The 16,338-nt window shown below is 38.8% G+C and carries 11 protein-coding genes and 1 pseudogene; 11 read left to right on the top strand and 1 reads right to left on the bottom strand.

Annotation, left to right across the window (positions count from 1 at the left end):
• Positions 1-37: 37 nt before the first annotated feature.
• Complete coding sequence (locus tag HT731_RS08005; RefSeq protein WP_001085044.1) at positions 38-310, top strand: PspC domain-containing protein; 273 nt, start codon at positions 38-40, stop codon at positions 308-310.
• Positions 311-394: 84 nt separating this feature from the next.
• On the opposite strand, the pseudogene HT731_RS09455 reads toward HT731_RS08005, so the two are convergent.
• Positions 395-1,239 (bottom strand): annotated as a pseudogene (locus HT731_RS09455) (IS630 family transposase).
• Positions 1,240-1,359: 120 nt separating this feature from the next.
• Here HT731_RS09455 and HT731_RS07985 point away from each other — a divergent pair.
• The 10 genes from HT731_RS07985 to HT731_RS09530 all read left to right on the top strand — a co-directional run bounded on the left by HT731_RS07985 (position 1,360) and on the right by HT731_RS09530 (position 16,319).
• Entirely contained in the window at positions 1,360-2,619 is a 1,260-nt protein-coding gene (locus HT731_RS07985; RefSeq protein WP_049531334.1) for a UDP-N-acetylglucosamine 1-carboxyvinyltransferase, read from the top strand.
• A gap of 15 nt (positions 2,620-2,634) precedes the next feature.
• Complete coding sequence (locus HT731_RS07980) at positions 2,635-3,186, top strand: GNAT family N-acetyltransferase (protein ID WP_001028723.1); 552 nt, start codon at positions 2,635-2,637, stop codon at positions 3,184-3,186.
• Positions 3,179-4,456, top strand: coding sequence for a CBS-HotDog domain-containing transcription factor SpxR (spxR, locus tag HT731_RS07975; protein WP_000033838.1), 1,278 nt, complete (start codon positions 3,179-3,181; stop codon positions 4,454-4,456). Before HT731_RS07980 ends, spxR begins: the two co-directional genes overlap by 8 nt.
• 15 nt (positions 4,457-4,471) lie before the next feature.
• A complete protein-coding gene (locus HT731_RS07970; RefSeq protein WP_000631532.1) occupies positions 4,472-5,332 on the top strand; it encodes a methionyl aminopeptidase in 861 nt (286 codons plus the stop codon).
• Between the two features lie 164 nt (positions 5,333-5,496).
• Positions 5,497-6,204 (top strand): thiol-disulfide oxidoreductase-associated membrane protein CcdA2, encoded by a 708-nt coding sequence (gene ccdA2, locus HT731_RS07965; RefSeq protein WP_061759137.1) that lies wholly within the window; start codon positions 5,497-5,499, stop codon positions 6,202-6,204.
• 10 nt (positions 6,205-6,214) lie between these two features.
• Entirely contained in the window at positions 6,215-6,778 is a 564-nt protein-coding gene (gene sdbB / locus HT731_RS07960; RefSeq protein WP_061759136.1) for a thiol-disulfide oxidoreductase-associated lipoprotein SdbB, read from the top strand.
• A 122-nt stretch (positions 6,779-6,900) separates the two neighbouring features.
• Positions 6,901-8,292, top strand: a complete 1,392-nt coding sequence (locus HT731_RS07955) for an amino acid permease (protein ID WP_061759135.1) — start codon at positions 6,901-6,903, stop codon at positions 8,290-8,292.
• A 295-nt stretch (positions 8,293-8,587) separates the two neighbouring features.
• The gene (adcAII, locus tag HT731_RS07950) at positions 8,588-9,505 is read left to right on the top strand and encodes a zinc-binding lipoprotein AdcAII (RefSeq protein WP_061759134.1); all 918 of its coding nucleotides are present in this window, start codon (positions 8,588-8,590) and stop codon (positions 9,503-9,505) included.
• A gap of 7 nt (positions 9,506-9,512) precedes the next feature.
• Entirely contained in the window at positions 9,513-12,554 is a 3,042-nt protein-coding gene (locus HT731_RS07945) for a pneumococcal-type histidine triad protein (RefSeq protein WP_173278410.1), read from the top strand.
• 240 nt (positions 12,555-12,794) lie between these two features.
• On the top strand, positions 12,795-16,319 hold the full coding sequence (locus HT731_RS09530; protein WP_173278408.1) for a pneumococcal-type histidine triad protein: 3,525 nt from the start codon (positions 12,795-12,797) through the stop codon (positions 16,317-16,319).
• Positions 16,320-16,338: the final 19 nt, after the last annotated feature.

Raw genomic sequence — 16,338 nt, 5'->3', positions numbered from 1 at the left:
CTATACTATGTCCAACCTAGTAGAAAGAGGTAATACCATGAACAGTAAATTTTATAAAATGAGAAGAAATCGCATGATTTCAGGAGTTCTGGCAGGTCTGTCAGATAAGTGGAACTTTGATGTTACCCTTGTTCGTTTTCTGTTTGCCATTTTTACAGTTGCAAACTTTGGACTTGGGGTGATTATCTATATCATCCTAGCTTCTATCATGCCAACCAAGGAAGAAATCGAAGCAGAAATGTACGGAACAGGCCCACGCAAACGCAAAGAAGCCCAAGCAATTGACGATAATGAAGGCTGGTTTTGGTGAGGTTTAACAAAAGATTTGGAATAAGAAAAAAGCTTTAAATCAATAGTCTAAACTGCTTGATTTAAAGCTTTTTTACTTTTATAGTTATGTAGTTTTAAAAAAGCACTCTAAGCATTCAAAAATATTTGGAACTTCCCTTAATAAATCGGTCACTTTCTTTTTCAAGATAGCCCAAGCTTGCTCAATAGGATTCAAATTTGGTGAATAAGGTGGTAGAGGTAAGAAAAAGTGTCTATCTTGGATGCACAGTTCATCCAAGATGTTCTTAGGATGAAAACTAGCATTGTCCATGACAATGACATGAGGTGTCTTCAAAGCAAGCAGGAGTTGCGTTTTGAACCACTCCACAAAGAAATCGCTCGTCATACTTCCCTTGTAAATCATGGGAGCTATAAAGTCTCAATCTACTTATCCTGCAACAATTGAAGTCTGCTCAAAACGCCGTCCGCTAATCTTTTCATAGACTTTCTCCCCTCTAGAAGCTCGTGCATAAGGACGATAGAGGTAGCTGTCGATTCCCGTTTCATCAATATATACGATTGGTAAATCTTTTAGGCTATTCAAAATATCAAGAAACTCAGCAACTTTCTCTGGATCTTGTTCTTTAAAGCTAGTCGTCTTTTTTAAAGTGACCTTAATCTGCTTTAAAGCTGCCCATACTGAAGGAATAGCACAATCAAAATATGCCGCAATTCCCCGTAAAAAAGCGTCTGGATGAGCCTCTACAAAGGCTTTCAATTCCTCTAAAGGAATCTTTCGCTTTTTGACGACTCGCTTTTTCCGCTCTAAATATCCTTGTTCACGTCTTTCTTTTCCCATGTGAAGAGAGTTCTGTCGCCAACATCAAAAATTTTAGCTGCTTCGACATGGCGGTGTCCCTCTTTGATGTAATCTAATGCTCCTTGTTTAAAATCAGTACTATATATCATAGCTTTTGTTTAAAACTAAGCAACTATAAAATTGAAAAGGATGGAAAAAAGGTTGCATTTATGATATAATTTATTTTAAAGACCTTATTAGAAATCTTGAAAGAGTATTAAAAACTTAGAATGAGAAAAATTGTTATCAATGGTGGATTACCACTACAAGGTGAAATCACTATTAGTGGTGCTAAAAATAGCGTTGTGGCCTTAATTCCAGCTATTATATTGGCTGATGATGTGGTGACTTTGGATTGCGTTCCAGATATCTCGGATGTAGCCAGTCTTGTCGAAATCATGGAATTGATGGGAGCTACTGTAAAGCGTTATGACGATGTATTGGAGATTGACCCAAGAGGTGTTCAAAATATTCCAATGCCTTATGGAAAAATCAATAGTCTTCGTGCATCTTATTATTTTTATGGAAGTCTTTTAGGTCGCTTTGGTGAAGCCACAGTTGGCTTGCCTGGAGGGTGTGACCTTGGTCCTCGCCCGATTGACCTACACCTTAAGGCTTTTGAAGCTATGGGGGCTACTGTTAGCTACGAGGGAGATAACATGAAGTTATCTGCCAAAGATACAGGACTTCACGGTGCAAGTATTTACATGGATACAGTTAGTGTCGGTGCGACGATTAATACGATGATTGCTGCGGTTAAAGCGAATGGTCGTACTATTATTGAAAATGCAGCCCGTGAACCTGAGATTATTGATGTTGCAACTCTCTTGAATAATATGGGTGCCCATATCCGTGGGGCAGGAACTAATATCATCATTATTGATGGTGTTGAAAGATTACATGGTACACGTCATCAGGTGATTCCAGACCGTATTGAAGCTGGAACATATATTTCCTTAGCTGCTGCAGTTGGTAAGGGAATTCGTATAAATAATGTTCTTTATGAACACTTAGAAGGATTCATCGCTAAGTTGGAAGAAATGGGAGTTCGAATGACTGTATCTGAAGACAGCATTTTTGTCGAGGAACAGTCTAATTTGAAAGCAATCAATATTAAGACAGCTCCTTACCCAGGCTTTGCAACTGATTTGCAACAACCGATTACCCCACTTTTACTAAGAGCGAATGGTCGTGGTACAATTGTCGATACGATTTACGAAAAACGTGTAAATCATGTTTTTGAACTAGCAAAGATGGATGCGGATATTTCGACAACAAATGGTCATATTTTGTACACGGGTGGACGTAGTTTGCGTGGGGCCAGTGTTAAAGCGACTGACCTACGAGCTGGGGCTGCACTAGTCATTGCTGGGCTTATGGCTGAAGGTAAAACTGAAATTACAAATATCGAGTTTATCTTACGTGGTTATTCTGATATTATCGAAAAATTACGTAATCTAGGAGCAGATATTAAACTAGTCGAAGATTAAACCGTAGGGGTGTTTATGAATATTTGGACCAAATTAGCAATGTTTTCTTTTTTTGAAACGGATCGCTTGTATTTGCGTCCTTTCTTTTTTAGTGATAGTCAGGACTTCCACGAGATAGCTTCAAATCCAGAAAATCTTCAATTTATTTTCCCAACTCAGGCAAGTCTGGAAGAAAGTCAATATGCATTAGCGAATTATTTTATGAAGTCCCCTTTGGGAGTGTGGGCAATTTGTGACCAAAAAAATCAACAAATGATTGGTTCTATTAAATTTGAGAAGTTAGATGAAATCAAAAAAGAAGCTGAGCTTGGCTATTTTTTGAGAAAAGATGCTTGGTCGCAAGGATTTATGACAGAGATTGTTAGAAAAATTTGTCAGCTTTCTTTTGAGGAATTTGGTTTAAAACAATTATCCATCATTACCCACCTTGAAAATGAAGCGAGTCAAAAGGTTGCTCTAAAGTCTGGATTCCGTTTGACTCGTCAGTTTAAAGGAAGTGATCGCTACACAAGAAAAATGCGGGATTATCTTGAATTTCGGTATGTAAAAGGAGAATTCAATGAGTAAGCATCAGGAAATTCTAAGCTATTTGGAAGAATTGCCTGTCGGAAAGAGGGTTAGTGTTCGTAGTATTTCTAACCATCTGGGGGTCAGTGATGGAACGGCCTATCGGGCCATTAAAGAAGCTGAAAATCGTGGACTTGTGGAGACCCGTCCTAGAAGTGGTACTATCCGTGTTAAATCCCAGAAAGTTGCTATTGAAAGATTAACTTTTGCTGAAATTGCAGAAGTGACTTCTTCTGAGGTTTTGGCTGGGCAAGAAGGTTTAGATAGAGAATTTAGTAAGTTCTCTATCGGTGCCATGACTGAACAAAACATCTTATCCTATCTTCATGATGGGGGACTCTTGATTGTCGGGGACCGTACCCGTATCCAACTGTTAGCACTTGAAAATGAAAATGCAGTTCTAGTTACAGGTGGATTTCAGGTCCATGATGATGTGCTTAAACTGGCTAATCAAAAAGGGATTCCTGTTCTGAGAAGCAAGCATGATACTTTCACTGTCGCGACCATGATCAATAAAGCCTTGTCAAATGTCCAAATCAAGACAGACATTTTGACAGTTGAGAAACTTTACCGTCCGAGTCATGAATATGGTTTTCTGAGAGAGACTGACACAGTCAAAGATTATTTGGACTTAGTACGTAAGAATCGAAGTAGTCGTTTTCCAGTTATTAACCAACATCAGGTTGTGGTGGGAGTGGTAACCATGAGGGATGCAGGTGATAAGTCACCAAGTACCACAATTGATAAGGTCATGTCTCGTAGCCTCTTTTTAGTCGGATTATCGACAAATATTGCCAATGTCAGTCAACGAATGATTGCTGAAGATTTTGAAATGGTACCAGTTATTCGAAGCAATCAAACCTTGCTTGGAGTTGTGACACGACGCGATGTCATGGAGAAGATGAGTCGTTCCCAAGTTTCGGCTCTACCAACTTTTTCTGAGCAGATTGGTCAAAAACTTTCTTATCATCATGATGAAGTAGTCATCACAGTTGAACCCTTTATGCTGGAGAAGAACGGAGTCTTGGCTAATGGTGTATTGGCAGAAATTCTGACCCACATGACCCAAGATTTAGTTGTGAATAGTGGGCGCAATCTCATCATCGAGCAGATGCTAATCTACTTTTTGCAGGCTGTTCAGATAGATGATATATTGCGTATTCAGGCACGCATTATCCATCATACGAGACGGTCAGCTATTATTGACTACGATATTTATCATGGTCACCAGATTGTTTCAAAAGCAAATGTGACTGTTAAAATTAATTAGAAACTAGGAGAAAAAATGATAACATTAAAATCAGCTCGTGAAATCGAAGCTATGGACAAGGCCGGTGATTTTCTTGCAAGTATTCATATTGGCTTACGTGATTTGATTAAGCCTGGCATAGATATGTGGGAAGTTGAAGAATATGTTCGTAGACGTTGTAAGGAAGAAAATTTCCTGCCGCTTCAGATTGGAGTTGACGGTGCAATGATGGACTATCCTTATGCTACCTGCTGCTCTCTTAATGATGAAGTTGCCCATGCTTTCCCTCGTCATTATATCTTGAAAGATGGTGATTTGCTCAAGGTTGACATGGTTTTGGGAGGTCCAATTGCCAAATCTGATTTGAATGTCTCAAAATTAAACTTCAACAATGTTGAGCAAATGAAGAAATACACTCAGAGCTATTCTGGTGGTTTAGCAGACTCATGTTGGGCTTATGCTGTTGGCACACCGTCCGAAGAAGTGAAAAATTTGATGGATGTAACTAAAGAAGCCATGTATAAGGGGATTGAGCAAGCTGTTGTTGGGAACCGTATCGGTGATATCGGTGCGGCTATTCAAGAATACGCTGAAAGTCGTGGTTACGGTGTAGTGCGTGATTTGGTTGGTCATGGTGTTGGTCCAACCATGCACGAAGAACCAATGGTTCCTAACTATGGTATTGCTGGTCGTGGGCTTCGTCTCCGTGAAGGAATGGTCTTGACTATTGAACCGATGATCAATACAGGTGACTGGGAAATCGATACAGATATGAAGACTGGTTGGGCGCATAAGACCATTGATGGTGGATTGTCATGCCAGTATGAACACCAATTCGTCATTACGAAAGATGGACCTGTTATCTTGACTAGTCAAGGTGAAGAAGGAACTTATTAAAATAATTAAAGAAAGATAGAAGAAAAAGTCAACTTAGACAACTTTCTTCTATCTTTTTCTTTTATCTAACGTCATAGTAAATACAGCTAGCCGTAGCAAACTTGATACAAATTTTAACATTTATAGTACAATAGGTTTAAATTCTTAAGAAAGTTGGTTCTTTATTGGAAACGATAGTCTTTTCAATCTCGGTTTTTTTTGCAGGGATATTGTCCTTCTTTTCCCCTTGTATTTTCCCCCTGTTACCAGTCTATACTGGAATCTTATTGGATGATCAGGAAAGTGCAAAAAGTTTTTCCTTGTTTGGGAGAAAGGTTCTCTGGTCAGGTTTGATTCGAACACTTTGCTTTATTGCAGGTATTTCTCTCATTTTCTTTATTCTAGGCTTTGGTGCAGGTTACTTTGGTAATATCCTCTATGCCAATTGGTTTCGATATGTCATGGGAACGATTATTATCATTTTGGGACTTCATCAGATGGAAATTTTCCATTTTAAGAAATTAGAGGTTCAAAAAAGCTTTACTTTTAAGAAATCAGAAGCCAATCGTTATTGGTCAGCATTTTTACTTGGTATTACCTTTAGCTTTGGTTGGACACCTTGTATTGGTCCAATTTTAAGTTCTGTTTTAGCGCTTGCAGCTTCTGGAGGCAATGGTGCTTGGCAAGGAGCTATCTATACTCTTATTTACACTCTGGGTATGGCCATTCCCTTCTTGGTTTTGGCACTAGCTTCAGGGGTCGTGATGCCTTATTTTAGTAAAATCAAACGTCATATGATGCTACTAAAGAAAATTGGTGGTTTCCTTATTATTTTAATGGGAATTTTATTACTATTAGGACAAGTAAATGTTCTAGCTGGAATTTTTGAATAAAGGAGAAAAGATGAAAAAAGTAATGTTTGCTGGCTTAAGCCTATTGTCATTAGTCGTATTGATGGCCTGTGGTGAGGAAGAAACTAAAAAGACTCAAGCTCCACAACAGCCAAAACAACAGCAACAAACGACTGTACAACAAATTGCTGTTGGAAAAGAGGCACCAGACTTTACCTTGCAATCTATGGATGGTAAAGAAGTTAAGTTATCTGATTATAAGGGTAAAAAAGTTTACTTGAAGTTTTGGGCTTCATGGTGTGGCCCATGTAAGAAAAGTATGCCAGAGTTGATGGAATTAGCTGCGAAATCAGATCGCGATTTTGAAATTCTTAGTGTCATTGCACCAGGAATTCAAGGTGAAAAAACTGTCGAGCAATTCCCACAATGGTTCCAAGACCAAGGATATAAAGATATCCCAGTTCTTTATGATACTAAAGCAACAACCTTCCAAGCTTATCAAATTCGAAGCATTCCTACAGAATACCTGATTGATAGTCAAGGAAAGATTGGAAAGATTCAATTTGGTGTTATCAGCAACGCGGATGCAGAAGCAGCCTTTAAAGAAATGAACTAGAGATAAAGAGAATCTGATTACAAGAGAGTAGTCAGATTTTTTTAGAAAATTGTTTTATAAATATTCACAAATCTCCTATATTTATGGTAAAATAGAATCATCATTTTATTTTGGAGTCAAAGATGAATATATTTAGAACAAAGAATGTTAGTTTGGATAAAACGGAGATGCACAGGCATTTGAAGTTATGGGATTTGATTTTGCTGGGAATTGGAGCCATGGTAGGGACAGGCGTCTTTACAATTACAGGCACTGCAGCCGCAACACTTGCTGGTCCAGCGCTAGTGATTTCAATTGTTATTTCTGCTTTATGTGTGGGATTATCAGCTCTCTTTTTTGCAGAATTTGCCTCGCGAGTACCTGCTACAGGTGGTGCCTACAGTTATCTCTATGCTATTTTAGGAGAATTTCCAGCTTGGTTGGCTGGCTGGTTAACAATGATGGAGTTCATGACAGCCATATCAGGCGTGGCTTCGGGTTGGGCAGCTTATTTTAAAGGCTTGCTTTCTCAATACGGGATAGCCCTTCCTCAGGCTTTAAATGGTACCTTTAATCCTCAAGCAGGGACATTTGTTGATTTATTGCCTATTCTTGTCTTGGTCTTGGTGACATCCCTTGTTTTACTCAATGCTAAAGCAGCTTTACGCTTTAATTCTATTTTGGTTATTCTGAAATTCTCGGCTTTAGCGCTCTTTGTTTTAGTAGGAATTTGGAATATTAAACTTGATAATTGGAGCAATTTTGCTCCTTACGGTTTTGGACAAATCTATGGTGCTAGTACTGGTATTATGGCTGGTGCGTCCTTGATGTTCTTTGGTTTTTTGGGATTTGAATCCATCTCTATGGCCGTAGATGAGGTCAAGGCTCCTCAAAAAAATATTCCTAGAGGGATTGTCTTATCGCTTTCTATCGTAACTATTCTCTATGCCTTGGTGACGTTTGTCTTGACTGGTGTGGTTCACTATAGTCATTTAAATGTTGACGATGCCGTTGCCTTTGCTCTTCGTAGCATTGGGATTGGTTGGGCAGCTAACTATGTGTCATTAGTGGCTATCTTGACCTTGATTACAGTTTGTATTTCGATGACCTATGCCCTATCGCGTATGATTTACAGTTTAGCGCGTGACGGCTTAATGCCTGCTGTATTTAAAGAACTAACAAAGACAAGTAAGGTACCAAAAAATGCTACTATTTTAACAGGTCTAGCTTCAGCAGTAGCAGCAGGAATCTTCCCTCTTGCTAGTATAGCAGCCTTCTTAAATATTTGTACTTTGGCCTACTTGATCATGCTGGCTTATGGTCTGATTCGCTTACGGAAAGAAAAGGGGATGCCAAAAGCTGGAGAATTTAAAACACCATTGGTACCCCTGTTACCCATTTTATCAATCATCATTTGTTTATCCTTTATGTTACAGTATAATATGGAAACTTGGATTGCTTTCCTAGTTGCGTTGTTAGTAGGAAGTATCATTTACTTTACTTATGGTTATAAGCATTCTACCATAGAAGAATAATACTCTTCGAAAATCTCTTCAAACCACGTCAGCTTCGCCTTGCCGTATATATGTGACTGACTTCGTCAGTCTTATCTACAACCTCAAAACACTGTTTTGAGCAACCTACGGCTAGCTTCCTAATTTGCTCTTTGATTTTCATTGAGTATATAAAGTGAGAATCTGTTGAGTTGTTGAAACTCAGCAGATTTTTATATGTGAAAGAAATTTCAATTTTTTTCTTAAAATAGCTTGACAGATTAAATTTTTAGGAGTAGAATGTTTACCAGTTAATTAAATAGTTAAGGGGTTGTTTATGAAGAAACAAAGTTTATTTTTAGTATTGTTAAGTGTTTTCCTTTTGTGTTTAGCTGCTTGTGGGCAAAAGGAAAGTCAGACAGGGAAAGGGATGAAAATTGTCACTAGTTTTTATCCTATCTATGCTATGGTCAAGGAAGTATCTGGTGACTTGAATGATGTTCGGATGATTCAGTCAAGTAGTGGCATTCACTCTTTTGAACCTTCGGCAAATGATATTGCAGCAATATACGATGCAGATGTCTTTGTTTATCATTCGCATACGCTCGAATCTTGGGCAGGAAGTTTGGATCCCAATCTAAAAAAATCTAAAGTTAAGGTTTTAGAGGCTTCAGAGGGAATGACTTTAGATCGCGTCCCAGGGCTAGAAGATGTGGAAGCAGGGGATGGAGTTGATGAAAAAACGCTCTATGATCCTCATACTTGGCTAGATCCAGAAAAAGCTGGTGAAGAAGCCCAGATTATCGCTGACAAACTTTCAGAGGTTGACAGTGAGCATAAAGAAACTTATCAGAAAAATGCGCAAGCCTTTATCAAAAAAGCTCAAGAATTGACTAAGAAATTCCAGCTTAAATTTGAAAAAGCGAGTCAGAAAACTTTTGTAACACAGCATACAGCCTTTTCTTATCTAGCGAAGCGATTTGGACTTAATCAACTTGGTATTGCAGGTATCTCTCCTGAACAAGAACCAAGTCCACGACAACTTACAGAAATTCAGGAATTTGTAAAAACCTATAAGGTTAAAACAATTTTTACAGAAAGTAATGCTTCTTCAAAAGTAGCTGAAACTCTTGTCAAATCAACAGGTGTGGGTCTTAAAACTCTGAATCCTTTAGAGGCAGACCCACAAAATGACAAGACTTATTTAGAAAATCTGGAAGAAAATATGAGTGTTCTAGCAGAAGAATTAAAGTGAGGCAAGAATGAAAATCAATAAAAAATATGTAGTTGGTTCAGTGGCGGTCCTTGCCCTAAGTGTTTGCTCCTATGAACTTGGACGGTATCAAGCTGGCCAACTTAAGAAAGATTCTAATCGAGTTGCTTATATAGACGGTGATCAGGCTGGTCAAAAGGCAGAAAATTTGACACCTGATGAAGTCAGTAAAAAAGAAGGTATTAATGCCGAACAAATCGTTATCAAGATTACGGATCAAGGTTATGTGACTTCTCATGGAGACCATTATCATTACTATAATGGCAAGGTTCCTTATGATGCTATCATCAGTGAAGAACTGCTGATGAAAGATCCGAATTATCAGTTGAAGGATTCAGACATTGTCAATGAAATCAAGGGTGGCTATGTGATTAAGGTAGACGGGAAATACTATGTTTACCTCAAGGATGCGGCTCATGCGGACAATATTCGGACAAAAGAAGAGATTAAACGTCAGAAGCAGGAACACAGTCATAATCATGGAGGCGGTTCTAACGATCAAGCAGTAGTTGCTGCCAGAGCTCAAGGCCGTTATACAACGGATGATGGTTATATCTTTAATGCCTCTGATATCATTGAGGATACGGGTGATGCCTATATCGTTCCTCATGGCAATCACTTTCACTATATACCTAAGAGTGACTTGTCTGCCAGTGAATTAGCTGCCGCCCAAGCCTTCTTATCTGGAAAAGGTGGTCAATTAAGTACGGTTGAATATCGTTCAAGCAGAGGAGAAACAAGATCTAGTGTGAGAACTAGTCCATCTGAAACTCCTCAAAATCCTGCAACAGCTCCGGAGAGTCAAAATGAGGATTTAGCTAGTCTTCTTCAAGAATTGTACGCTTTGCCTCTGAGCCAACGTCATGTGGAGTCTGATGGATTGGTATTTGACCCAGCACAGATTACAAAACGTACTGCCAATGGTGTGGCAGTTCCTCATGGAGATCATTTCCATTTCATTCCTTACTCACAAATGTCTGCCTTGGAAGAAAAATTGGCTCGAAATCTGCCAATTGGAGGTCAGCCAGCTCAAAGTCATGCTGACAATACGAAACCAAGCAGTACTGAGAAACCAAGTGCAACGATTAAACCAAACTTTAATCTCGATAAGCCGGCACCGAATAGAGCAACTGGAGGCGCTTATACAACAGATGATGGGTATGTCTTTAGTCCAACAGATGTGATTGAAGATACAGGTGACGCTTTTGTTGTACCGCATGGCAATCATTTCCACTATATCCCTAAGAGTGATTTGTCAGCAGGGGAATTGGCTGCCGCCCAAGCTTATTGGAATGGTAAACAGAGCTCACATTCTGCTACAAGTTCAAGTAAACCAGCCCAACCAAGTTTGACAGAGACTCCTAATCTGACTGTCACTCCAACTTATCATCAAGACCAAGGGGAAGATATTCCAACACTTTTACGTGAATTGTATGCTAAACCTTTATCAGAACGACATGTAGAATCTGATGGACTCGTCTTTGATCCAGCACAAATCATCAAACGTACTGCAAATGGTGTCGCAGTACCTCACGGAGACCATTATCACTTTATTCCTTATTCGCAAATGTCACCTTTGGAAGAAAAATTGGCTCGTATGATAGCTGTCAAGGGACAAAATGGCAGTGTCTTGCCAAGCGTCACTCCTTTGAAGCCAGCCCCTACTACCAAACCTCTTGCACCAGCGGAAAATAAACCTACTGAACTTGATGTCAAGCAGGTTGTTAGAAAAGTTGGCGACGGATATATTATAGAGGATAAGGGTGTTAGTCGTTATGTTCTAGTTAAAGATTTGGCTAAGGATAAGATTGCTGATATTGAAAATCTCCTGTCTAAGAAAACTCAAGAGACACACGCTCTAGTTGCGAAGAAAGAAAATGTACCACCTCGTGATCAAGAATTTTATGATAAAGCTTATCATTTGTTGACCGAGGCTCATAAAGCCTTGTCTGAAAATAAGGGTCGTACTTCTGATTTCCAAGCCTTAGACAAATTAGCAGAACGCTTGAATGATGAATCTGCTAATAAAGGAAAATTAGTAGATGATTTATTGGCATTCCTAGCACCAATTACCCATCCAGAACGTCTTGGTAAGTCAAATGCTCAAATTGCTTATACAGACGATGAAATTAAATTAGCGAAATTAGCAGGTAAGTATACAACAGAAGATGGATATATCTTTGACATTCGTGATATTACCAGTGATGAGGGAGATGCTTATGTAACTCCACATATGAGCCATAGTCACTGGATTAAGAAAGAGAGCTTGTCTGAAACTGAAAGAGTGGCAGCTCAGGCTTATGCTAAAGAGAAAGGTTTGACACCTCCTTCAACAGAGAATCAGGGTTCAGGAAATACTGAGGTTAAAGGAGTAGAAGCAATCTATAATAAAGTGAAAGCAGCTAAGAAGGTCCCACTTGATCATATTCCTTACAATCTACAACATACTGTTGAAGTTAAAAATGGTAGCTTAATTATACCTCATTACGACCATTACCATAACATTAAATTTGGTTGGTTTGACGAAGGACTCTATGAAGCACCTAAGGGTTATAGCCTTGAGGATCTCTTTGCGACTGTAAAATATTATGTTGAACATCCTGAAGAACGTCCTCACTCAGATAATGGTTGGGGAAATGCCAGCGACCATGTTCGTAAAAATAAAGTAGGAGACAGTAAACCTGATGAAGTAAGTGAGCCAACTCGCCCTGAATCTGATGAGAAAGAGAATCATACAGGTTCAACTCCTTCAGTAGATAATCTTTATAAACCGAGCACTGATGAAGACGAGACAGAAGAAGTATCTAAAGATAAAACAGACGAAGCTGAAGTACCTCAAGTAGAAACCGAAAAAGTAGAAGCCAAACTCAAAGAAGTAGAAGCTCTACTTGCTAAAGTAAGGGATGCTAGTTTGAAAGACAATGTGACAGAGAGCCTAGCTGGTTTACGAAATAACTTGAGCCTGCAAACCATGGATAATAATGGTATCATGGCAGAAGCAGAAAAATTACTTGCTTTGTTAAAAAGGTAGTGAGTCAGTAACGACGAAACCAGAAGCATAAGTTTATCTTATTAAATCAAAATGATGTAAGAGTCAGTAGCAATACTGGCTTTTATTTTTTAAAATGTTATAAAAATCTTGACAGATAAGCTTAAAAAAGGTAAACTATTTACTGGTTAATTAATTGGTTAAATAACCAGTTTAGAAAAAACTGTTTAACCAAGCAAAAGAAGTTAAAAAAGCTTCATCATTTATTGAAATGAGGGATTTATGAAATTCAGTAAAAAATATATAGCAGCTGGATCTGCTGTTATCATATCCTTGAGTCTATGTGCCTATGCACTGAACCAGCATCGCTCACAGGAAAATAAGGACAATAATCGTGTCTCTTATGTGGATGGTAGTCAGTCAAGTCAGAAAAGTGAAAACCTGACACCAGATCAGGTTAGCCAAAAAGAAGGAATTCAGGCTGAGCAAATTGTTATCAAGATTTCAGATCAGGGTTATGTTACATCACACGGTGATCACTACCATTACTATAACGGAAAAGTTCCTTATGATGCCCTCTTTAGTGAAGAACTTTTGATGAAGGATCCAAACTATCAACTTAAGGATGGAGATATTGTCAATGAGGTCAAGGGTGGCTATATCATCAAGGTCGATGGAAAATATTATGTCTATTTGAAAGATGCAGCTCATGCTGATAATGTTCGAACCAAAGATGAAATCAACCGTCAAAAACAAGAACATGTCAAAGATAATGAGACGGTCAGCTCTGATGTTGCTGTAGCAAGGTCTCAGGGACGCTATACAACAGATGATGGTTATGTCTTTAATCCAGCTGACATTATTGAAGATACTGGTGATGCTTATATCGTTCCTCATGGAGGTCACTATCACTACATTCCAAAAAGTGATTTATCTGCTAGTGAATTAGCAGCAGCTAAAGCTCATCTGACTGGTAAAAATACGCAACCGAGCCAGTTAAGCTATTCTTCAACAGCTAGTGACAATACTAATCAAGCTATAGAGAAAGAATCAACTAGCAAGCCAGAAAGCAAAGTTGAAAATCTCCAAAGTCTATTGAAAGAACTCTATGATTTACCTAGCAACCAACGTTACAGTGAATCAGATGGCTTAGTCTTTGACCCTGCTAAGATTGTCAGTCGTACACCAAATGGAGTTGCGATTCCGCATGGAAACCATTATCATTTTATTCCTTACAGCAAGCTCTCTCCTTTAGAAGAAAAGATTGCTAGAATGGTGCCTATAGGTGGAACTGGCTCTACGGTCTCTACAAATGAAAAACCTAATAAAGTAGCGTCTAGTCTAGGAAGTCTTTCAAGCAATCCTTCTTCTTCAACGACAAGTAAGGAACTCTCTTCAGCATCTGATGGTTATATTTTTAATCCAAAAGATATCGTTGAAGAAACGGCTACAGCTTATATCGTCAGACATGGTGATCATTTCCATTACATCCTTAAGGCGAATCAAATTGGTCAACCGACTCTTCCAAATAATGGTCTAACAACACCTTCGCCATCTCTTCCAATCAATCCAGGAACTTCACATGAGGAACATGAAGAAGGTGGACATGGATTTGATGCCAATCGTATTATTGCTGAAGATGAAGCAGGATTTATCATGAGTCACGGTGATCATAATCATTACTTCTTTAAGAAAGACTTAACAGCAGACCAAATTAAGGCAGCGCAAGACCACTTGAAAGTGGCAAATACAACAACACCAGCACATGATGGCGATCACGACGAAGATAATAATGGACACCATCATGATGAAGGCCATGATCATGGATTTGATGCCGATCGTGTCATCAGTGAGGATGAGCAAGGATTTGTCATGAGTCATGGTGACCACAATCATTACTTCTTCAAGAAGGATTTGACAGCTGATCAAATTAAGGATGCACAAGACCATTTAAAAACACATCATGATGCAGAGCCTGTAAAACCTCTTGCTAAAACGGTAGAGTCTTTCTCAAGAGATGCTAGCGATGAAGAAAAGATTGCTTACATTTCTAAGACCTATGGCGTTCCACTTGAAGCTATTAGAATTTCAAACGGATTCTTTGTTTTTGGAAATCCAGACCAAGCCTACGATCCAACTCATATCCATCCATATGCTGTTCGTAAAGAACACGTTCGTATTCCTCTTCAAACTGGAAATCCAGAACTTGATTTCCTAAATGAACTTTATACCACTGCTTTGCGAGATGGTGTGTCTCCTTATAGCTTGCAGGTAGAAAATGGTAGTTTTGTGATTCCTCATGGCGACCATAATCACTACATCAAGGTTCAAACTAAGGGCTTTGAAGTGGCTTTGAAAAACAAGATTCCAGCTCTACAATCCAACTACCAACCTGGAGCTTTTGATGAGAAGGTAGTTTTGGCAAAAGTAGACCAACTTCTAGCTGAAAGCAGAAACATCTATAAAGACAAGCCTATCGAACAAAGACAGATTGAGTTAGCTTTAGGTCAGTTTACTGAAAACATGAAGAAACTGGCAACTAACTCTACAGTAGGTTATCTTGCAACACTGGATCTCTTTGATAAGCAATATATTCATATTGATGAAAGTGTCAAGCCTGTTAAAACAAGCGCTCTAGATAAGAAATATCAAGCCTTGATTGATAAAATAAATACACTGGATACAGATTCTTATGGGCTTCCTAAGAAAGATCTTCTCGTTCGACTCCAAGAAGCTAAATTGGCAAAAGATGAGGCTGCTTTAGCAGCAGTTGAATCACAACTTCGAGCTCTTCAAGACTTTAATGATCGAACAGGTGTTACAACTGTAGAATACATCAAGTATTTCTACGAACACGTAAATGACGGTCGTTTGAGTGATGAACTTCGAAACAAAGTAGCTCAGTTGACTTGGACCTTGTATCAATCTCAATCCTTCCTTAAGGCAGCAGAATTGAACAAATTATTCCCAAGTATCTATCAGGCAAAACAAGAAGTAGAAGAAGCTTTGAAAGCTCAACCAACTACTGCTAAATCGACTAAGACAGTTCTAGATACTGAAAAAGTTGATAATCAAACTGCCAAGACAGCCATTTATGGCTTCTTGAAAGAATTGTATGGAGACTTTATGCCTGAAGAACATGTCAATCATGTTAGCAAGGAGCAAGTAGAAAGTCTTTTGAGCAAGGCAACTCAACTCTTGGAACAAATTCAAGAAGAAGGTATCAGACAATCTTTGGCAGAAGAAGTAGAAAATCTCAAAGCTGCCACAAACAAGGCTGATGCAGACTTGGATGAAGTAAACAGCCAGGTGAAAGATGTCTTGACTCGTATCGCTAGTGCCCTTCAACAAGAGAAAGAAAATACTGAGCAAGATCCTCAGACACTTGTACTCTATCAAAAACTCTACGATATCCTCATGTCGCTTCACGCTTACTTAGAAAACAATAAGGGTTCTGATGAGGACTTTGATAAGGTAGATGCTTTACTAGATCAACTTTCTGCCAAGAGTAAGGACAAAGCCGCTTTACTTGAATTGACAAAAGCTATTCTGGTCTTGAATCAAGAAATCAAGTCAAAATCAAGCGTAACTGAAGAAGCAACTCCAGCAGCAAATGCTGAAGCAAATGGTGATAAGACAAGTCCCGAAACTGAAACATCAGCAGCTGCGGAATCTAACAGTGAAACTGCCAGCGACGAAAACAAACCGAGCAACGCAACAGATTCTAAACCTGCTGAATCAACTTCAGAAAAGGAAACAACAGAATCTCCAACAAGTACTGGAAATCAAGAAAAACCAGTAGAGTAAAAAAGTTGGTAGTCGGAGA

This window comes from Streptococcus sp. k-163, from assembly GCF_013277555.1.
In the GTDB taxonomy this organism is placed as follows: domain Bacteria; phylum Bacillota; class Bacilli; order Lactobacillales; family Streptococcaceae; genus Streptococcus.
Note: the sequence above shows the minus strand (reverse complement) of the source record. Positions and strands in the feature narration are given on the sequence as shown.